At 68.8% G+C, this 18,079-nt stretch carries 17 protein-coding genes, 2 tRNA genes and 1 pseudogene; 8 read left to right on the top strand and 12 right to left on the bottom strand.

Annotation, left to right across the window (positions count from 1 at the left end):
- Positions 1–54: 54 nt before the first annotated feature.
- Positions 55–249: a 50S ribosomal protein L28 gene (gene rpmB, locus K3U93_RS07680; RefSeq protein ID WP_071511329.1), complete on the top strand. Its 195-nt coding sequence runs from the start codon at positions 55–57 to the stop codon at positions 247–249.
- Positions 250–262: 13 nt separating this feature from the next.
- Here rpmB and K3U93_RS07675 read toward each other — a convergent pair whose 3' ends face one another.
- The 3 genes from K3U93_RS07675 to K3U93_RS07665 form a co-directional block, all read right to left on the bottom strand.
- Positions 263–1,006, bottom strand: coding sequence for an SDR family oxidoreductase (locus K3U93_RS07675; RefSeq protein WP_083010535.1), 744 nt, complete (start codon positions 1,004–1,006; stop codon positions 263–265).
- 46 nt (positions 1,007–1,052) lie between these two features.
- Entirely contained in the window at positions 1,053–1,736 is a 684-nt protein-coding gene (locus K3U93_RS07670; RefSeq protein WP_083010536.1) for a uracil-DNA glycosylase, read from the bottom strand.
- A 70-nt stretch (positions 1,737–1,806) separates the two neighbouring features.
- On the bottom strand, positions 1,807–2,778 hold the full coding sequence (locus tag K3U93_RS07665) for a thiamine-phosphate kinase (protein ID WP_083010537.1): 972 nt from the start codon (positions 2,776–2,778) through the stop codon (positions 1,807–1,809).
- 185 nt (positions 2,779–2,963) lie between these two features.
- On the opposite strand from K3U93_RS07665, the gene K3U93_RS07660 reads away from it, so the two are divergent.
- Positions 2,964–3,479, top strand: coding sequence for a DUF3515 domain-containing protein (locus K3U93_RS07660; protein WP_083010601.1), 516 nt, complete (start codon positions 2,964–2,966; stop codon positions 3,477–3,479).
- Positions 3,480–3,497: 18 nt separating this feature from the next.
- Here K3U93_RS07660 and K3U93_RS07655 read toward each other — a convergent pair whose 3' ends face one another.
- Both K3U93_RS07655 and K3U93_RS07650 read right to left on the bottom strand, forming a co-directional pair.
- Positions 3,498–4,649, bottom strand: coding sequence for a D-alanine--D-alanine ligase family protein (locus K3U93_RS07655; RefSeq protein ID WP_083010538.1), 1,152 nt, complete (start codon positions 4,647–4,649; stop codon positions 3,498–3,500).
- 52 nt (positions 4,650–4,701) lie between these two features.
- The gene (locus tag K3U93_RS07650; protein WP_083010539.1) at positions 4,702–5,718 is read right to left on the bottom strand and encodes an NAD(P)H-dependent glycerol-3-phosphate dehydrogenase; all 1,017 of its coding nucleotides are present in this window, start codon (positions 5,716–5,718) and stop codon (positions 4,702–4,704) included.
- Positions 5,719–5,875: 157 nt separating this feature from the next.
- Between K3U93_RS07650 and cofC the strand changes: the two genes are divergently transcribed.
- The 3 genes from cofC to mutT1 all read left to right on the top strand — a co-directional run bounded on the left by cofC (position 5,876) and on the right by mutT1 (position 9,809).
- Positions 5,876–6,505 (top strand): 2-phospho-L-lactate guanylyltransferase, encoded by a 630-nt coding sequence (gene cofC / locus K3U93_RS07645; protein WP_071511323.1) that lies wholly within the window; start codon positions 5,876–5,878, stop codon positions 6,503–6,505.
- A gap of 88 nt (positions 6,506–6,593) precedes the next feature.
- The gene (locus K3U93_RS07640) at positions 6,594–8,786 is read left to right on the top strand and encodes an RNA degradosome polyphosphate kinase (RefSeq protein ID WP_083010540.1); all 2,193 of its coding nucleotides are present in this window, start codon (positions 6,594–6,596) and stop codon (positions 8,784–8,786) included.
- Between the two features lie 75 nt (positions 8,787–8,861).
- Positions 8,862–9,809, top strand: a complete 948-nt coding sequence (gene mutT1, locus K3U93_RS07635) for an 8-oxo-(d)GTP phosphatase MutT1 (protein WP_083010541.1) — start codon at positions 8,862–8,864, stop codon at positions 9,807–9,809.
- Positions 9,810–9,872: 63 nt separating this feature from the next.
- Here mutT1 and K3U93_RS07630 read toward each other — a convergent pair whose 3' ends face one another.
- The 3 genes from K3U93_RS07630 to leuC all read right to left on the bottom strand — a co-directional run bounded on the left by K3U93_RS07630 (position 9,873) and on the right by leuC (position 12,777).
- Positions 9,873–10,517: an HU family DNA-binding protein gene (locus K3U93_RS07630; RefSeq protein ID WP_083010542.1), complete on the bottom strand. Its 645-nt coding sequence runs from the start codon at positions 10,515–10,517 to the stop codon at positions 9,873–9,875.
- 214 nt (positions 10,518–10,731) lie between these two features.
- Positions 10,732–11,328: a 3-isopropylmalate dehydratase small subunit gene (gene leuD, locus K3U93_RS07625; RefSeq protein ID WP_071511320.1), complete on the bottom strand. Its 597-nt coding sequence runs from the start codon at positions 11,326–11,328 to the stop codon at positions 10,732–10,734.
- Between the two features lie 18 nt (positions 11,329–11,346).
- Complete coding sequence (gene leuC, locus K3U93_RS07620) at positions 11,347–12,777, bottom strand: 3-isopropylmalate dehydratase large subunit (RefSeq protein WP_083010602.1); 1,431 nt, start codon at positions 12,775–12,777, stop codon at positions 11,347–11,349.
- A gap of 92 nt (positions 12,778–12,869) precedes the next feature.
- Between leuC and K3U93_RS07615 the strand changes: the two genes are divergently transcribed.
- Both K3U93_RS07615 and K3U93_RS07610 read left to right on the top strand, forming a co-directional pair.
- Entirely contained in the window at positions 12,870–13,571 is a 702-nt protein-coding gene (locus tag K3U93_RS07615) for an IclR family transcriptional regulator (RefSeq protein ID WP_083010543.1), read from the top strand.
- Between the two features lie 130 nt (positions 13,572–13,701).
- On the top strand, positions 13,702–14,202 hold the full coding sequence (locus K3U93_RS07610) for a pyridoxamine 5'-phosphate oxidase family protein (protein ID WP_083010544.1): 501 nt from the start codon (positions 13,702–13,704) through the stop codon (positions 14,200–14,202).
- Between the two features lie 70 nt (positions 14,203–14,272).
- On the opposite strand, the gene K3U93_RS07605 is transcribed toward K3U93_RS07610, so the two are convergent.
- The 4 genes from K3U93_RS07605 to K3U93_RS07590 form a co-directional block, all read right to left on the bottom strand.
- Positions 14,273–14,345 (bottom strand) — tRNA-Glu (locus tag K3U93_RS07605).
- 49 nt (positions 14,346–14,394) lie between these two features.
- Positions 14,395–14,466: transfer RNA gene (locus K3U93_RS07600), tRNA-Gln, on the bottom strand.
- 104 nt (positions 14,467–14,570) lie between these two features.
- Positions 14,571–16,034, bottom strand: a complete 1,464-nt coding sequence (gltX, locus tag K3U93_RS07595) for a glutamate--tRNA ligase (RefSeq protein WP_083010545.1) — start codon at positions 16,032–16,034, stop codon at positions 14,571–14,573.
- Positions 16,031–16,828, bottom strand: a complete 798-nt coding sequence (locus K3U93_RS07590; protein WP_083010546.1) for a fumarylacetoacetate hydrolase family protein — start codon at positions 16,826–16,828, stop codon at positions 16,031–16,033. The genes gltX and K3U93_RS07590 overlap by 4 nt, the downstream gene beginning before the upstream one ends.
- Positions 16,829–16,889: 61 nt before the next feature.
- Here K3U93_RS07590 and K3U93_RS07585 point away from each other — a divergent pair.
- A pseudogene (locus K3U93_RS07585) lies at positions 16,890–17,954 on the top strand (MFS transporter); the annotation flags it as partial.
- Positions 17,955–18,079 lie beyond the last annotated feature (125 nt).

Raw genomic sequence — 18,079 nt, 5'->3', positions numbered from 1 at the left:
CCCGTCCAGACCTGTCCTGCGTGCCGGACCCCGAACATTTGAGGAGCTTGAACAATGGCCGCTGTGTGCGATATCTGCGGGAAAGGCCCCGGCTTCGGCAAGTCGGTGTCGCACTCCCACCGCCGCACCAGCCGCCGGTGGGACCCCAACGTCCAGACTGTGCACGTCGTGACCCGTCCGGGCGGCAACAAGCAGCGACTCAACGTCTGCGCGTCCTGCATCAAGGCCGGGAAGGTCACCCGCGGCTAAGCCAGCCCGCTCTTCATCTCCCCGCCAGCCAGTTCGCCAACCGAAGTCGTCCCCGAGCGGCGGTGTCGGCAGCGACCAGGGTGCGCGGCTCGAGCGCGGTCCCGAAGTAGCGGGCGTGTGGATCCGTCGACACGGTCCGGGTATCGCCGTACCGCGTCAGCGCCGCGCGGATGAAATGCTCGAACGAAAGGCATTCCGGCCCACCGAGTTCGACGATCGCGTTGGCGGGAGCCCCCGCCCCGATCGCCGCCAATCTCGCGGCAACCTCGGTGGCGGCGATCGGCTGGATCAGCGCATCCGGCACCCGGATAGTGTTTCCGTCGGTGCAGGAATCCGCTATGCCACAAGCGAATTCGAAGAACTGCGTGGCTCGCAACACCGTATACGCGACGCCGGAGCCGACGATCCCGGCTTCCTGGGCGACCTTGGCCCGCATGTATCCGCTGTCGGGCATGCGGTCGGCGCCGACCACCGACAGCGCGACGTGATGGGCCACCCCGGCGGCCCGTTCGGCGGTGACGAGGTTGGCGGTGGACGTGGTGAAGAACTCCAGCGGCGCGTCGTCCTCGTAGGACGGTGAATCGGTGACGTCGATTACCGCTTCTGCGCCACGCAGGGCATCGCTCACGCCCTCGCCGGTCAGCACGTCCACGCCGGTGCTCCGCGAGGCCGCCAGCACCTGCTGACCGTTGGCGGTCAAGATGTGGGCCAGCTTGGCGCCGATCAGCCCGGTGGCGCCGACCACGACGATCGTCATGACGTTGATCCTGGCACTTCTCGTCAGTCCCGCACGACAATGACGGTCAGGGCAGCCGCCAATCGATGGGGTCGGCGCCCATGCCCGCGAGCAGCTCGTTGGCGCGGCTGAACGGACGCGAGCCGAAGAAGCCGCGAGACGCCGACAGCGGTGAGGGATGCGGCGACTCGATCGCCACGCAATTGCCTTCGGCCAGAATGGGTTTGAGCGTCGACGCGTCGCGGCCCCACAGGATCGCCACCAGCGGCCGCGGCCGCGCGGCCAGCGCGCGGATCGCGCACTCCGTCACCGGCTCCCAGCCCTTGCCCCGATGTGACGCCGGGTTGCTGGGGCGCACCGTGAGCACCCTGTTCAACAGCAGCACACCCCGCTGCGCCCAGGGCGTCAGGTCGCCGCACGACGGCTGGGGATAGCCCAGGTCGGCGGTGTACTCCTCGAAGATGTTGGCCAGGCTGCGCGGCAGCGGATTCACCTCGGGGGCCACCGAGAAGCTAAGGCCCACAGCGTGTCCGGGCGTCGGGTAGGGATCTTGACCGACGATCAGGACCTTCACGTCGTCGAACGGATACGTGAAGGCGCGCAACACGTTCGGTCCCGCCGGGAGGTACCTGCGCCCGGCCGCGATCTCGGCCCGCAGGAATTGACCCATCTGGGCGACCTGGTCGGTTACCGGCTCGAGCGCGGTCGCCCAGCCCTTTTCGACGAGTTCGCTCAACGGGCGCGCGGTCATTGCAGCCTTCCTGGCATCGGTCATAGGACGGTCACCGCGTCACCCTACTCGACCGGGCTCGTCGCACTGCCTAACCCGAATCGAACGACTGCCAGCCCGCGTACCCCCGCCACTCCCGTCCGTCGACGAGCACCCGGGCCGGTCCGTCGAGTACCCGCCCGATGACGCGCCACCCGACCGGCGCCGGGCCGGCGAAACAGGCCACCAGGGCGTGGTCCTCGCCGCCGGCCAGCACCCACGGCCACGGATCGGCGCCCGCGGCGGCGGCGGCCGCGGCCAGCGCGGCACGGTCGGCGCCCAGCGCCGCCGCCGACAAGTCGATGCCCACCCCCGACGCCTCGGCGACGTGCCGCAGATCGGCAATCAGACCGTCGGAGACGTCGATCATCGCCTGCGCGCCCGCGGCCGCGGCGGCCGGCCCCTGCCCGTAGGGCGGCCGGGGCACCAGGTGACGGCGCCGCAGTTCGTCGAATCCGCGAATGCCGTTGCACCACAACGCATATCCGGCAGCTGATCGGCCCAGCTCGCCGGCGAGGGCGATCACCGAGCCCGCTTTCGCGCCGGACCGCAACACCGGCGCGCGGCCGTCCAGGTCACCCAGCGCCGTCACCGACAACACCCACTGCGGGCAGCTGACCAGATCGCCGCCGGCGATGCCGGCGCCGATCCGGCCCGCCTCGTCCCACATCCCGTCGACCAGCGCGTCCACCTGCGCCGCCGGCGTCTCACCGGGCGCCCCGAAGCCCACCACGAACGCCGTGGCCCGCGCGCCCATCGCCTCGATGTCGGCGGCGTTCTGGGCGATCGCCTTGCGGCCGACGTCGTGGGGTGTCGACCAGTCCAGCCGAAAGTGCCGGTCCTGCACCAGCACATCGGTCGACACCACGGTGCGGCCGTCGCCCGCAGACACCAGCGCCGCGTCGTCGCCGGGCCCCAGCAGCACCGCGGCGGGCTGCCGGCGGCCCCGCACCAGCCGGTCGATGACCGCGAACTCGCCGAGCTCTCGCAGCGTGGGGGACTCCCCGGACTCATCGTCGCGCACGCTGCACCTCCTCCGGCGCGTCGCCGCCGCGCGCGGGCCGGCCTGCGGGCGCCCGACCTGCGGTAGGTTGGGTTTCTGCCCGCGCGAGCGGACCGCGCCAGTGTATGAGATGAGGAGGTGCGCGGGCGGTGACGACCGACCCCGACACCGGTTCGGATGCCGACACGGGGCCGCCGCGCGCGCTGATGATCGCCGCGGTCGCCCTGGCCGTCGCGGCCATCGGCGTAATCCTGGCCATCGCGGCGACCCGCCAGGCGCCGCCGCAACCCGTCCCCGTTCCGGCCGTTCCGGCGCCGCAGGCGACCAGCGCCGCGTGCCGGGCACTGTCGGGGGCCCTGCCGCGGCAGCTCGGCGGCTACCAACGCGCGCCGCTGGCCCAACCGGCGCCCAAGGGCGTGGCTGCCTGGCGGGCGGGGCCCGACGGCGAGCCCGTGGTGTTGCGCTGCGGGCTCGAGCGCCCCGCCGACTTTGTGGTGGGGTCGCCGATCCAGGTCGTCGACCGGGTGCAGTGGTTCGAGGTGGCCGCCGGGCAACAATCCGCCGGTGACGCAGGCAGATCCACCTGGTGCACGGTGGACCGGCCGGTGTATGTCGCGCTCACGCTGCCGGCCGGATCGGGGCCGACGCCCATCCAACAGCTCTCCGAGGCGATCGACCACACCATCGCGGCGGTGCCCATCGACCCGGCTGAGGCGCGTTAAGGCGCGTTAGAAGGCTCGTTAGCGCAGGCCCACGCCGCGGGCCAGGGCCGTATCGACCATGGTCGCCAGCAGGGTGGGATAGTCAACGCCGCAGGCCGCCCACATCCGCGGGTACATCGAGATCGTGGTGAACCCCGGCATCGTGTTGATCTCGTTGATGATCGGACCGTCGTCGGTGAGGAAGAAGTCGACCCGGGCCAGACCCTGGCAGTCGATGGCGCGGAACGCCCGGATCGCCAACCGGCGCACGGCGACGGCGACGGCGTCGTCGACCTTGGCCGGCACGTCCAATTCGGCCGCGTCGTCGAGGTATTTGGTGGCGAAGTCGTAGAACGAGTCCTCCCGTCCCCGCACCCCGGCCACCCGGATCTCGCCCAACGTGCTGGCTTCCACTGTGCCGTCAGGCATTTCGAGCACGCCGCATTCCAGCTCGCGCCCGTCGATCACCGCCTCGACAATCACCTTCGGATCGTGCCGGCGGGCGTTGGCGATCGCGGCGGGCAGTTCGTCCCAGCTGGAAACCCTGCTGACGCCGATCGACGAGCCGCCCCGCGCGGGCTTGACGAACACCGGCAAGCCCAGCCGCTCGCGCTCCTCGAGACCCAGCGCCGCCTGGGCGGGGCGCAGCACCGCGTGCGGGCCGATCGGAAGCCCCTCGGCGGCGAGCAACTTCTTGGTGAACTCCTTGTCCATGCCCGCGGCGCTGGCCAGCACGCCGGCGCCGACGTAGGGCACACCGGCCAGTTCGAGCAGCCCCTGGACGGTGCCGTCCTCGCCGTACGGGCCGTGCAGCACCGGAAACACCACGTCGACGGAGGCCAAGACTTCGGTGGCGCCGGGCGACAGCGACACCAGCTGGCCGCCGCGGCGCGGATCGGCGGGCAAGACCAGCTCGGTGCCCGATTCGGCGGTCACCTCGGGCAGCTGGCGGTCGGTGATCGCGAGCGCGTCCGGATCGCCGTCGGTGAGCACCCAGGAGCCCTCCGGGGTGATGCCGATCGCGATCACCTCGAAGCGCCGCGGGTCGAGGTTGCGCAGGATGCTGCCCGCGGACACGCAGGAAATGGCGTGTTCGTTGCTGCGCCCGCCGAAGACGACGGCGACGCGCACGCGGTCGGGGCGTGGCGGCCGAGGCGTGGGGAACCGAGACGGCCGGCCGGAGGCACTCACAACCTAGAGAGGCTACCGGGTGGGGCGCCCCCGGGTGGGGCTGACGGGCTCATCATTCGGGTTTGGTGCTGCGGCCCAGCAGCAGCGCCATCGCGTCGTCCACCGAGAGTCCCCTGCGACAGACCCGGTGCACGGCGTCGGTGAGCGGCATTTCGACGTCGTAACTGGACGCCAGCGCGAGCACCGACTCACACGACGTCACCCCTTCGACCACGTGCCCGTCCCTCGCCCGCAGCGCCGATTCCATGCTTTCGCCGCGGCCCAGGCATTCGCCGAAGGACCGGTTGCGCGACTGCGGCGACGTGCAGGTGGCCACCAGGTCACCCACGCCCGCCAGCCCGGCCAGCGTCGCGCCCTTGGCGCCGAGCGCGATCCCCAGCCGCATGATCTCCGCCAGGCCCCGGGTGATGATCGCGGCGGCGGTGTTTTCGCCGAGCCCGACGCCGGCGGCCATGCCGCACGCCAGCGCGATGACGTTCTTGCACGCCCCCCCGACCTCGGTGCCGACGACGTCGCTGTTGGTGTAGGGCCGGAAGTACCCGCTGTTCAGCATGCGCTGCAGGGCGACGGCGCGGCCGGAGTCGCTGCACGCGACGACCGTGGCGGCGGGCTGGCATTCGGCGATCTCACTGGCCAGGTTCGGCCCCGAAATGACGGCGACCTGTGCCGGGTCGACGCCGGTCACCGAAACGATGACCTGGCTCATCCGCATGAGGGTGCCCAGCTCGATGCCCTTGGCCAAGCTGACTAGGGTCGCGCCGTCGGCCACCAAGCCCGTCCACCGCTCGAGGCTGACCCGCATCGTCTGCGCCGGCACTCCCAGCAACACCGTCGACGCGCCGGCCAGCGCCTCTTTCGCGTCGGCGGTGGCGCGGATGCCGGGCGGCAGCCGGGTACCGGGCAGGTAGGCGGGGTTGTACCGGGTGGCATTGATCTGCTCGGCGATATCGGACCGCCGGGCCCACAGCACGACTCCCGCCTCCGGTCCCCCGGCGTCGATAAGCACCTTGGCCAGCGCCGTGCCCCAGGCGCCGGCGCCCATCACCGCGACGGTTTCCGTGCCGGCCATCCACACACCCCCTCTATTTATCAATGCGTCACTGCGGCCGCTAAACCCTAGACCAGCGACGGGCCGCCGTCACGCTAGCGTGACGCTCGCGGGCTGGCGCCACGCTAGCGTGACGCTCGCGGGCGCCGCGCCGCGCGCCGCTGGCAGGATGACCGCTATGAGCGGTGATGTTGCCCTGATCGTCGCCGTCAAGCGGTTGGCCGCCGCCAAGACCCGGCTGGCCCCGGTGTTCTCGGCGCGGACCCGGGAGAGCGTGGTGCTGGCCATGCTGGTCGACACCCTGACCGCCGCGGCGGGCGTCGGCTCGCTGGGCTCGATCACCGTCATCACACCCGACAAGGCCGCGGCGGCCGCGGCGGCCGGGCTCGGAGCCGATGTGCTGGCCGACCCCACGCCCGAGGGCCACGGCGACCCACTGAACAACGCGATCGCCACCGCGGAGCGAGCGGTGGCCGGGTCGTTCTCCAATACCGTTGTGCTGCAAGGCGATTTGCCGGCGCTGCAAACCCAGGAGTTGGCCGAGGCGATCGCCGCCGCGCGCCAGCACCGGCGCAGCTTCGTCGCCGACCGGCTGGCGACGGGAACCGCCGCGCTCTTCGCGTTCGGAACCGCGCTCGATCCGCGGTTCGGGTCGGATTCGTCCGCGCGGCACCGCCGTTCGGGCGCGATCGAGCTGACGGGCGCGTGGCCCGGCCTGCGCTGCGACGTCGACACTCCCGCCGACCTGGTGACCGCCCGTCGCCTCGGGGTCGGGGCGGCGACCGCCCGCGCGATCACGCAGCATTGAGGGGGCCGAACGGCCGGGAAGCTGGCCGAAGAGTGAACGGCACGCCAACGGCGAGTGGATGTCCGCCCGACGCTGGCACCGTCAGCGGGTGATGAGCAATGATCGCAGGGTGACCGAAATCGACGCTGAGGCGCGTCCCGACGAGAATATCTGGGTTTCAGGCGAGTCGGCCGTGGCGGCGCCACCCGCGGCCACCCCCGCCACGATCGCCGACGAGCTGCCGGAGGACCGATACCTCAACCGCGAACTGAGCTGGCTGGACTTCAACGCGCGGGTGCTGGCGCTGGCCGACGACAACTCGCTGCCGCTGCTGGAGCGGGCCAAGTTCCTGGCCATCTTCGCCTCCAACCTCGACGAGTTCTACATGGTGCGGGTGGCCGGTCTCAAGCGCCGCGACGAGATGGGGCTCTCCGTCCGCTCCGCGGACGGCTTGACGCCGCGTGAGCAACTGGCCCGCATCGGCGAGCAGACCCAGCGGATCGCGACCCGGCACGCCCGGGTGTTCCTCGATTCGGTGCGGCCCGCGCTCGCCGAGGAAGGCATTCGCATCGTCACCTGGGCCGACCTGGATCAGGCCGAGCGCGAACGACTGTCGACCTATTTCACCGAACAGGTCTTCCCCGTCTTGACACCGCTGGCCGTCGATCCCGCCCACCCGTTCCCGTTTGTCAGCGGGTTGAGCCTGAACCTGGCGGTCACCGTGCGCCAGCCCGAGGACGGCGGCCAGCACTTCGCCCGGGTCAAGGTGCCCAACAACGTCGATCGCTTCGTCGAACTCGACGGCGATGGCGGGAACGGCATAGAGGGGCAGACCGTGGTCCGGTTCCTGCCGATGGAAGAACTGATCGCGGCCTTTCTCCCCGTGCTGTTTCCGGGCATGGAAATCGTCGAGCACCACGCGTTCCGCATCACCCGCAACGCCGACATGGAGGTCGAAGAGGACCGCGACGAAGACCTGCTGCAGGCGCTGGAACGGGAGTTGGCGCGCAGGCGATTTGGTCCGCCCGTGCGGCTCGAGATCGCCGACGACATGACCGAAAGCATGCTGGAGCTACTGCTACGGGAACTCGACGTGGATCCCGGTGACGTCATCGAAGTGCCCGGCCTTCTCGACCTGTCGTCGTTGTGGCAGATCTACGGGCTGGACCGTCCGGCGCTCAAAGACCCGGCATTCGTTCCGGACACCCACCCCGCCTTCGCCGACCGCGAAACGCCGAAGAGTATCTTCTCGACGCTGCGCGAAGGCGATGTGCTGGTGCATCATCCGTATGACTCGTTCTCCACGAGCGTGCAGCGATTCATCGAGCAGGCCGCCGCCGACCCCAACGTGCTGGCGATCAAACAGACGCTGTACCGCACATCCGGTGACTCCCCGATAGTCCGGGCGCTGATCGAAGCGGCCGAGGCCGGAAAGCAGGCGGTGGCGCTGGTTGAGCTCAAGGCACGCTTCGACGAACAGGCCAACATCCGGTGGGCGCGCGCACTCGAGCAGGCGGGAGTGCACGTGGTGTACGGGCTCGTCGGCCTGAAGACACACTGCAAGACCTGCCTGGTGGTGCGCCGCGAGGGCCCGACGATCCGGCGATATTGCCACATCGGGACCGGCAACTACAACAGCAAGACGGCACGGCTGTATGAGGACGTCGGCCTGCTGACGGCGGCCCCCGACATCGGCGCCGACCTGACCGACTTGTTCAATTCGCTGACCGGCTATTCGCGTAAGTTGGCCTACCGCAACCTCTTGGTGGCCCCCTACGGAATTCGCACGGGCATCATCGAACGCGTCGAGCGCGAGATCGCCGCGCACCGCGAAACGGGCCAGGGCCGGATCCGGCTCAAGATGAACGCCCTCGTCGACGAACAGGTCATCGACGCGCTGTATCGCGCGTCACGGGCCGGCGTGCGGGTCGAGGTGGTGGTGCGCGGCATCTGCGCGCTGCGCCCGGGCGCGGAAGGCTTCTCCGAAAACATCTTCGTCCGCTCGATTCTGGGCCGTTTCCTGGAACACTCACGCATCGTGCACTTCCGGTCCATCAACGAGTTCTGGATCGGTAGCGCCGACATGATGCATCGCAATCTCGACCGGCGGGTCGAGGTGCTGGTTCAGGTCAAGGATCCCAGGCTGACCGCACAGCTGGACGAATTGTTCGAATCCGCTTTGGATCCGTCGACCCGGTGCTGGGAACTCGGTCCCGACGGCCAGTGGACCGCGTCGCCCCAGGAGGGCCACACCGTGCGCGACCATCAGATGTCACTGATGGAGCGGCACCGCAGCCCCTGAGGCCGTGTGATAGCTTTCCACGTCGCACCCCACGGCCGCAGGCGGCCTTGGCCCAATTGACCTGCAGGAGTTAAGGTGTCGGTCCAGAACTCGTCCGCCGCTCGGCGCTCGGGAACCCGGATCGTATATGCGGCAGGCGCGGTGTTGTGGCGATCGGGCTCCGCCGATCCGGCCAACTCGGACCTCGAGATCGCGCTCATTCACCGCCCCCGTTACGACGACTGGTCGCTGCCCAAAGGAAAAGTGGACCCCGGCGAGACGGCACCCGTGGCCGCGGTGCGGGAAGTGTTCGAGGAGACGGGTCATCACGCCATCCTTGGCAGGCGGCTCGACATGGTGAGCTACCCGATCGAGGCGGGCGTCAAGAAGGTCTACTACTGGGCCGCGCGCAGCACCGGCGGGGAATTCATCCCGGGCAACGAGGTCGACGAGCTGGTCTGGCTGCCGGTCGCCAACGCGATGAAGAAACTCAACTACGCGCAAGATCGAAAAATGTTGCGCCGCTTTGCAAAACACCCCGCGAACACGCACACCGTGCTGGTGGTCCGGCACGGCACCGCCGGCAGGAAGTCACGGTTCTCCGGCGACGACACCCAACGACCGCTGGACAAACGGGGACGCGCGCAGGCGGAGGCACTGGTTCCCCAGCTGCTGGCCTTCGGCGCCTCCGACGTGTATGCGGCCGACCGGCTCCGCTGCCATCAGACGATAGGACCGCTCGCCGAGGAGCTCGGCGTGACCGTCCACAACGAGCCAGCCCTGACCGAGGAGTCCTACGCCAAGAACCCCAAACGCGGCCGCCACCGGATTCTGCGCATTGCCGAGCGAGAAGGCACGCCGGTGATCTGCACTCAGGGCAAGGTGATTCCGGACTTGATCGCGTGGTGGTGCGAACGCGACGGGGTGCGTCCCGACAAATCCCGCAACCACAAGGGCAGCACGTGGGTGCTGTCGCTGTCGGCCGGTCGGCTGTTGGCGGCCGACCACATCGGCGGCGCCCTGGCCGCCAACGTGCGGGCCTAACACGCGAATACCCTTCGGGCGGCATTACTGCCACCCCGAAGGGTATCTGCGCGCGGAACTTTCCTACCTGCGGCCGCGCCGCGAGGTCGCCTTCTTGGCGGGAGCCTTGCTGGCCGGCCTCTTTGCCGCTGCCTTCTTGGCCGGAGCCTTGGTGGCCGCCTTGCGCACCGGCGCCTTGGCCGCGACCTTCTTCACCGCTTTGGTCGCCTTCTTGGCCGGAGCCTTGGTGGCCGCCTTCTTGGCCGGAGCCTTGGTCGCGGCCTTCTTGGCCGGAGCCTTGCTGGCCGCCTTCTTGGCCGGAGCCTTGGTCGCGGCCTTCTTGGCCGGAGCCTTGCTGGCCGTCTTCTTGGCCGGAGCCTTCTTCGCCACCTTCTTGGCTGCGCTTGCCACAACACCACGCTTCACTGCAGGTCCTTCCGCTGGGAGACGCTGTGCGCCAGAGACAACCGCTTTGAATTGGGCACCGGGCCGGAACGCCGGAACGGACGTCGGCTTCACCTTTACCGTCTCGCCGGTACGCGGATTGCGGGCCACCCGTGCCGCGCGGCGCCGCTGTTCGAACACGCCGAACCCGGTAATGGTGACGCTGTCACCCTTGTGCACCGCGCGCACAATGGTGTCGACGACATTCTCGACGGCGGCGGTCGCCTGCCGACGGTCCGAGCCCAATTTCTGTGTGAGCACGTCAATGAGCTCTGCTTTGTTCATCCAAACCCTCCGAAGCTAGTGGTCCTCGTTTTGCGAACCGACTAGTGGACACGGTAAACCCTTACCCAACAAATTTCCAAGAGCCACGCGCAATTTCAGGACCCACCGACCGAAGTTTTCGCAATCCGGTTGCCGCCCTTGACCGGTGGAGGGACCGAAAAATCGGCCAGGTTTACGTGGCTGACCGAGAAGAAAATCCGTCCCGGTCTACCCTTCAGGAGGCGGGCAGAGTGTGCGGTTTCCAGTTTGGCCGTGCCGCCTCGAATTCCTCGATGTCGTCGAGTTTCCGCAGCGTAAGGCCTATATCGTCAAGACCTTCGAGCAGTCGCCAAGCGGTATGGTCGTCAATCTTGAACGGCAACACCGCCGTTCCCGCGGTGATATTTCGATCTTGAAGATTGACAGTAATTTCCAACCCCGGACTCTGCTCGATGAGCTTCCAAAGAAGTTCCACTCCATCTTGGGATACTTCGGCCGCCAGGAGGCCCGCCTTGCCGGCGTTGCCCCGAAAAATGTCACCGAATCGAGACGAGATAACCACCCGGAACCCGTAGTCCATGAGCGCCCACACCGCATGCTCACGCGACGATCCGGTGCCGAAATCGGGTCCGGCGACCAGAACCGACCCGCGATCAAAGGGGCTGAGGTTTAGCACGAATGAGGGATCCGACCGCCATGTCGCGAACAAGCCGTCCTCGAAACCGGTTCGGGTGACGCGCTTCAAATACACCGCGGGAATGATCTGATCGGTATCGACATTGGACCGCCGCAACGGCACACCGATCCCCGTGTGGGTGCGAAAGGCTTCCATCTTTGTCCTCGATTCCAATCAGTTTGAGTTCAAGTCGACCGGCGCGGACAGCCTGCCGCGCACCGCGGTTGCGGCGGCGACGGCCGGCGATACCAGATGGGTTCGGCCGCCTTTGCCCTGCCGCCCTTCGAAGTTGCGGTTGGACGTCGCGGCGCACCGCTCCCCCGGCGCGAGCTGATCGGGGTTCATGCCCAGGCACATCGAGCATCCCGCCTGTCGCCACTGGGCTCCCGCCGCGGTGAAAACCTCACCCAGCCCTTCGGCTTCGGCCTGCGCGCGCACCCGCATGGAACCGGGGACGACGAGCATCCGCACCCCCCGGGCCACCTTGCGGCCACGCAACACGTCGGCCACCACCCGCAGGTCTTCGATACGACCGTTGGTACAAGAACCGACGAAGACGGCGTCGACGGCGATGTCGCGCATCGGCGTTCCGGGTCGAAGGTCCATGTACGCCAAGGCCTTCTCGGCGGCCTGCCGCTCGGCGTCGTCGGTCATCAATTCGGGGTCCGGCACGGCCGCGCCCAGTGGCACCCCCTGGCCGGGGTTTGTTCCCCACGTGACGAACGGGCTCAGCGAGGCCGCGTCGAGATAGACCTCGGTGTCGAACTCGGCGCCGGCGTCGGTCCGCAGTCGTTGCCAGTACTCGAGCGCGGCGTCCCATTGCGCGCCCGTCGGCGCGTGCGGGCGGCCGCGCAGGAACTCGTACGTCGTCTCGTCCGGGGCCACCATGCCCGCCCGGGCGCCGGCCTCGATGCTCATGTTGCAGACCGTCATCCGGCCTTCCATGGACAGCGATTCGATGGCGCTGCCCCGGTATTCGATGACGTGACCCTGCCCGCCGCCGGTGCCGATCTTCGTGATCAACGCAAGGATGATGTCCTTGGCGCTCACGCCGGCGGGCAATTGCCCGTCGACGTTGACCGCCATCGTCTTGAAGGGCCGCAACGGCAACGTCTGGGTGGCCAGCACGTGCTCGACCTCCGACGTGCCGATGCCCATCGCCAGCGCGCCGAACGCGCCGTGCGTGGAAGTGTGACTATCGCCACACACGATCGTCATTCCCGGTTGGGTGAGGCCCAATTGCGGCCCGACGACGTGCACGATGCCCTGCTCGATGTTTCCCATCGGGTATAGCCGGACACCGAATTCGGCGCAGTTTCGCCGCAACGTCTCCACCTGGGTGCGCGACACCGGGTCGGCGATCGGCTGGTCGATATCGGTGGTGGGCACGTTGTGATCCTCGGTGGCCAGCGTCAGGTCGGGGCGCCGCACCGGCCGGCCGGCCAAACGCAGGCCGTCGAACGCCTGCGGGCTGGTGACCTCGTGCACCAAATGCAGGTCGATGTAGATCAAATCGGGCGCCCCTCCCTGCTCCGAACCGCCCCCTGCGACCACAACGTGGTCGGCCCAAACCTTTTCGGCCAGGGTCCTCGACATCCTCGACATCTTTGCCTCGATTCGCCTCATACGCGTCCTTAGCGACTCGCCGATCGGTGCCGGGCTGGTGATCTCAGAATGCGAGACGCTAATATCTCTTTGTGAGACAGCATAGCGGTATCGGGGTCCTCGACAAAGCCGTGGGCGTGCTGCACACGATCGCGGAATCTCCCTGCGGGCTGGCCGAACTGTGTGAACGCACCGGGTTGCCCAGGGCCACCGCCTACCGGCTGGCGGCCGCGCTCGAAGTCCATCGGCTGCTGACGCGCGACGACGAAGGGCGTTGGCGGCTTGGCCCCACGGTCACCGAACTGGCCGCCCACGTCAACGATCCGTTGGTGGCGGCGGGCGCGGCGGTGCTGCCCGCGCTGCGTGAGGCCACCGGCGAGAGCGTCCAGTTGTATCGGCGCGAGGGCACGTCGCGGGTCTGCGTGGCCGCGCTGGAACCGGCTGCGGGCCTTCGCGATACGGTTCCGGTCGGGGCGCGCTTGCCGATGACGGCGGGCTCCGGCGCCAAAGTGCTGCTGGCCCATGCCGACGCCGCCGTCCAGCAGGCCGTGCTGCCGACGGCGAAGTTCACCGGCCGGGCGCTGGCCGAAGTGCGCCGGCGCGGTTGGGCGCAAAGCGTGGCCGAGCGCGAGCCGGGCGTGGCGAGCGTGTCGGCGCCGGTGCGCGACGGCCGTGGTGTCGTCATCGCCGCCATCTCGGTGTCCGGGCCCATCGACCGGATCGGCCGCCGCCCGGGGGCGCGCTGGGCCGCCGACCTGCTGTCGGCGGCCGACGCCCTCACCCGCCGGCTCTAGCGTCTCGAGTGTGCGTCCTTGACGCTGGGTGTGCATCCCGGGCGCCCACACCGCACATCCCCCGCCTTCAGCGCACACTGAAAGCCACCACTGCACACTCAACCGCGCGTGGCCTGACACACTGACCGCCATGGGAACCAATCAGCGCGCGAGCATCGTCATGTCCTCCGACGAGATCGCCGATTTCGTCGTCAAGAGCCGCACCGGCACGCTGGCCACCGTCGGCCCCGACGGCCAGCCGCACCTGACCGCGATGTGGTACGCCGTCGTCGACGGCGAAATCTGGCTGGAGACCAAGGCCAAGTCGCAGAAGGCGGTCAACCTCAGGCGCGATCCGCGGGTGAGCTTTTTGATCGAGGGCGGCGACACCTATGACACGCTGCGCGGGGTGTCCTTCGAAGGCGTCGCGGAGATCGTCGACGATCCCGACGTCTCGCACCAGGTTGGGGTCAGCGTGTGGGAGCGCTATACCGGCCCGTATAGCGACGAGATGAAACCCTTCGTCGAGCAGATGATGAACAAGCGGGTCTGCGTGCGCATCGTGGCCCGTCGCGCGCGCTCGTGGGATCACCGCAAGCTCGGGCTGCCGCCGATGCCCGTAGGGGGATCGACCGCCCCGGCCGCGCTGTAGCCGAGCAGACGCAGAATCGCCCATTTCGGCACGAAATGGTGCGATTCTGCGTCTGCTCGGCGAGAGAAAGTAGCCCCGATGGGATTCGAACCCACGCTACCGCCGTGAGAGGGCGGCGTCCTAGGCCGCTAGACGACGGGGCCGGAACCGATCCGAGCTGCCAGCATAGCTCACACCGGTAGAGACGTTTTGCTGGGGTACCAGGACTCGAACCTAGAACGGCTGAACCAGAATCAGCTGTGTTGCCAATTACACCATACCCCATCGGCTGCCTAAAACCGCTGGTCACAACGGTTCTGCACGGAACTCAGACCGCTGTTGCCGGCCGTTGCCGGCCTTTGTAAACCGCAGTGCAGACTACCAAAGACTCAGGCCGCATCGCCGCGTGCGGCCTGCAGCCGCCGCAGGCTGCGGTCGCGGCCCAGCAACTCCAGGGATTCGAACAGCGGCGGGCTGACCGTTGTTCCGGTGGCGGCAACCCGGATCGGGCCGAACGCCTTGCGCGGTTTGAGCGCCAGACCCTCGATGAGCGCGGCCTTGAGCGCGGCCTCGATCGGCTCCGCGGTCCAGTCCGCCACGCCGTCCAGCGCGGCCAGCGCCGCGTTCAGCACCGCGATCCCGTCCGGGCCGAGCTCCTTGGCGGCGGCCCTGGGGTCGATCGCGTACTCGTCGTCGTTGAGGAACTTCAACAGGTCCCACGCGTCGCCGAGGACGACAATGCGGGTCTGCACCAACTCGGCCGCCGCGGCGAATCCCGCGTCGTCCAGCCCGATGTGATGGCCGTGCGCGTCGAAGTAGTCGCGCAGCCTGGTAGTGAAGTCGGCGGCGTTGAGCATCCGGATGTGCTCGGCGTTGATCGCGTCGGCCTTCTTCTGGTCGAACCGGGCGGGGTTGGAGTTGACGTCGACGACGTCGAACGCGGCCACCATCTCGTCGAGGCTGAACAGGTCGCGGTCGTCGGCGATCGCCCAGCCCAGCAGCGCAAGGTAATTCAGCAGGCCCTCCGGGATGAAGCCGCGGTCGCGGTGGGCGAACAGGTTCGACTGCGGGTCACGCTTGGAGAGCTTCTTTGTCCCCTCGCCCAATACCGTTGGCAGATGGGCGAATTCCGGGATGCGCTCGGCGACGCCGATCCGGATCAGCGCCCGATACAGCGCGAGCTGGCGCGGGGTCGACGGCAGCAGATCCTCGCCGCGCAGCACGTGGGTGATCTTCATCAGCGCGTCGTCGACCGGGTTGACCAAGGTGTACAAGAATTTTCCGGGGTCACCGCTCGCGCGGGTCAACGCGAAATCGGGCACGGTGCCGGCCGCGAAGGTGGTGGTCCCGCGCACCAGGTCGTCCCAGGCGAGGTCTTCGTCGGGCATCCGCAGCCGCACCACCGGCCTGCGGCCCTCCGCCAAAAACGCGGCGCGCTGCGCGTCGGTCAGCTGACGGTCGAAGTTGTCGTAGCCCAGCTTGGGGTTGCGGCCGGCGGCGATGTGACGGGCCTCGACCTCCTCCGGCGTCGAAAAGGCTTGGTAGGCCTCGCCCGCCTCGAGCAGCTTGGCCACCACGTCGCGGTAGATCTCGGTGCGCTGCGACTGCCGGTACGGGCCGTAGGGCCCGCCGACCTCGGGTCCCTCGTCCCAGTCGAGGCCGAGCCAGCGCAGCGCGTCGAGCAGCGCCAGGTAGCTTTCCTCGGTGTCGCGCTGCGCGTCGGTGTCCTCGATGCGAAAGACGAAGGTGCCGCCGGTGTGTCGGGCGTAGGCCCAGTTGAACAGCGCGGTGCGGACCATCCCGACGTGCGGCGTGCCGGTGGGCGACGGGCAGAACCGGACTCGTACTGTCACGACTTTCCTTTGCGGACTACCGGATTGGTGAGGGTGCCGATCCCCTCGATGGTGATGGACACGGTGTCACCGTCCTCGATGGGGCCGACGCCCGCCGGCGTACCGGTGAGGATGAGATCGCCGGGCAGCAAGGTCATCACGGCCGAGATCCACTCCACGATCGCGCCGACGTCGTGGATCATCAGCGAAGTGCGGGCGCGTTGCTTGACGTCGCCGTTGACCTCGGTGCGCAGCTCCAGATCGGCGGGGTCGACATCGGTGACGATCCACGGCCCCACCGGGCAGAAGGTGTCGTGGCCCTTGGCGCGGGTCCATTGACCGTCGGCCTTTTGTTGATCGCGCGCCGACACGTCGTTGGCGATGGTGTAGCCGAGAATGTTCTCGGCGGCCCGGGCGGCGGGAACGTCCTTGCACGCCCGGCCGATCACCGCCGCCAACTCGCCCTCGAAGTGCACGGGTGATGCGTTGGCGGGCAACCGAATCGGCACATTCGGCCCGATGATCGCGGTGTTGGGCTTGAGGAATATCACCGGGTCCGCCGGTGCCAGGCCCGTCAGGCCGCCCATCTCCGCGATGTGGTCGGCGTAGTTCTTACCGACGCAGACCACCTTGCTGGCCAGGATCGGAGCCAGCAGCCGGACGTCGGGCAGCGGCCACGACCGGCCCGTGAATGTCGGCGCGCCGAACGGGTGTTCGGCGATCTCCCGGGCCGTCATTGCGGCGGGATCGTCCAGTTCGCCCTCGACGCTGACGAAGGCGACACCGTCCGGGCTGGCGACTCGAGCAAGGCGCATTCGGTTGAGCCTAGTGAACACGTTTCGGCGGCCGGCGTCAGGCGTGTGGAAGCATGGACAGATGCCCAGGGACCACCCTGCCGTGCTCGGCGCCGGAGCGCGCTGGACGGTCATGGTCGTCTCCTTGTTCGTGACGGCGAGCTCCTTCCTCTTCATCAATGGCATCGCGTTCCTGATCCCCTCGCTCGAAGCCAAGCGCGGAACCCCGCTGGCCGAAGCCGGCCTGCTGTCATCGATGCCGAGCTGGGGCATGGTGGCCACGCTGCTGCTCTGGGGCTACGCGCTGGACCACGTGGGCGAGCGGATCGTGCTGACGCTGGGCTCGGGGCTCACCGCGGCCGCGGCCTACGCCGCGGCGTCGGTCCATTCGCTGGTGTTGGTCGGCGCCTGTCTGTTTCTGGGCGGCATGGCGGCCGCGGGGTGCAACGCCGCGGGCGGCCGGCTGGTGTCCGGCTGGTTCCCGCCGCACCAGCGCGGCCTGGCGATGGGCATCCGTCAGACGGCGCAACCGCTGGGAATCGCGGTGGGCGCGCTGGTCATGCCCGAGCTCGCCGAACACGGCCCGCACGCGGGGCTGGTGTTCCCGGCGTTCGTGTGCGCGGCCGCGGCGGTGGCCAGTGGGGTGGCCATCGTCGACCCGCCGCGGAAGCCCCGCGAGACCGCCACGCACGAGGAACTGGCCAGCCCCTATCGCGGGTCGTCGGTGCTGTACCGGATCCACGCGACGTCGGCGCTGCTGATGATGCCGCAGACGGTGACCGTGACGTTCATGCTGGTCTGGCTGATGAACGACCATGGCTGGTCGGTGGCGGCCGCGGGCCTTTTGGTGACCGTCTCGCAGCTGCTCGGCGCGCTGGGCCGCGTCGCGGTCGGCCGGTGGTCGGATCGCGTCGGCTCACGAATGGGACCGGTCCGCGTCATCGCCATCGCCGCCGCCTCGACCCTGTTCCTGCTGACCCTCGCCGACGACATCGGTTCGCCATTCGAAGTGCCGCTCATGGTTGCGATCTCGGTCATCGCGGTGCTCGACAACGGGTTGGCCGCGACCGCGATCACCGAGTTCGCCGGGCCGTTCTGGAGCGGGCGCGCGCTGGGCGCGCAGAACACCACGCAGCGGCTGATGGCGGCCGCGGGGCCCCCGCTGTTCGGCGCGTTGATCGCCGCGGCCAAGTATCCGTCGGCCTGGGCGCTGTGCGGGCTATTCCCGTTGGTGGCAATACCATTGGTGCCGGCCCGGCTGCTGCCTCCCGG

Source organism: Mycobacterium malmoense, assembly GCF_019645855.1.
GTDB classification, from domain to species: Bacteria; Actinomycetota; Actinomycetes; order Mycobacteriales; family Mycobacteriaceae; genus Mycobacterium; species Mycobacterium malmoense.
Note: the sequence above shows the minus strand (reverse complement) of the source record. Positions and strands in the feature narration are given on the sequence as shown.

Excerpts from the sequence above, each read along its gene's own strand:
- rpmB (WP_071511329.1), top strand. The coding sequence starts at position 55 with ATGGCCGCTGTGTGCGATATCTGCGGGAAAGGCCCCGGCTTCGGCAAG.
- K3U93_RS07675 (WP_083010535.1), bottom strand. The coding sequence starts at position 1,006 with ATGACGATCGTCGTGGTCGGCGCCACCGGGCTGATCGGCGCCAAGCTG.
- K3U93_RS07670 (WP_083010536.1), bottom strand. The coding sequence starts at position 1,736 with ATGACCGCGCGCCCGTTGAGCGAACTCGTCGAAAAGGGCTGGGCGACC.
- K3U93_RS07660 (WP_083010601.1), top strand. The coding sequence starts at position 2,964 with ATGATCGCCGCGGTCGCCCTGGCCGTCGCGGCCATCGGCGTAATCCTG.
- K3U93_RS07650 (WP_083010539.1), bottom strand. The coding sequence starts at position 5,718 with ATGGCCGGCACGGAAACCGTCGCGGTGATGGGCGCCGGCGCCTGGGGC.
- cofC (WP_071511323.1), top strand. The coding sequence starts at position 5,876 with ATGAGCGGTGATGTTGCCCTGATCGTCGCCGTCAAGCGGTTGGCCGCC.
- K3U93_RS07630 (WP_083010542.1), bottom strand. The coding sequence starts at position 10,517 with ATGAACAAAGCAGAGCTCATTGACGTGCTCACACAGAAATTGGGCTCG.
- leuD (WP_071511320.1), bottom strand. The coding sequence starts at position 11,328 with ATGGAAGCCTTTCGCACCCACACGGGGATCGGTGTGCCGTTGCGGCGG.
- leuC (WP_083010602.1), bottom strand. The coding sequence starts at position 12,777 with ATGTCGAGGATGTCGAGGACCCTGGCCGAAAAGGTTTGGGCCGACCAC.
- K3U93_RS07610 (WP_083010544.1), top strand. The coding sequence starts at position 13,702 with ATGGGAACCAATCAGCGCGCGAGCATCGTCATGTCCTCCGACGAGATC.
- K3U93_RS07590 (WP_083010546.1), bottom strand. The coding sequence starts at position 16,828 with ATGCGCCTTGCTCGAGTCGCCAGCCCGGACGGTGTCGCCTTCGTCAGC.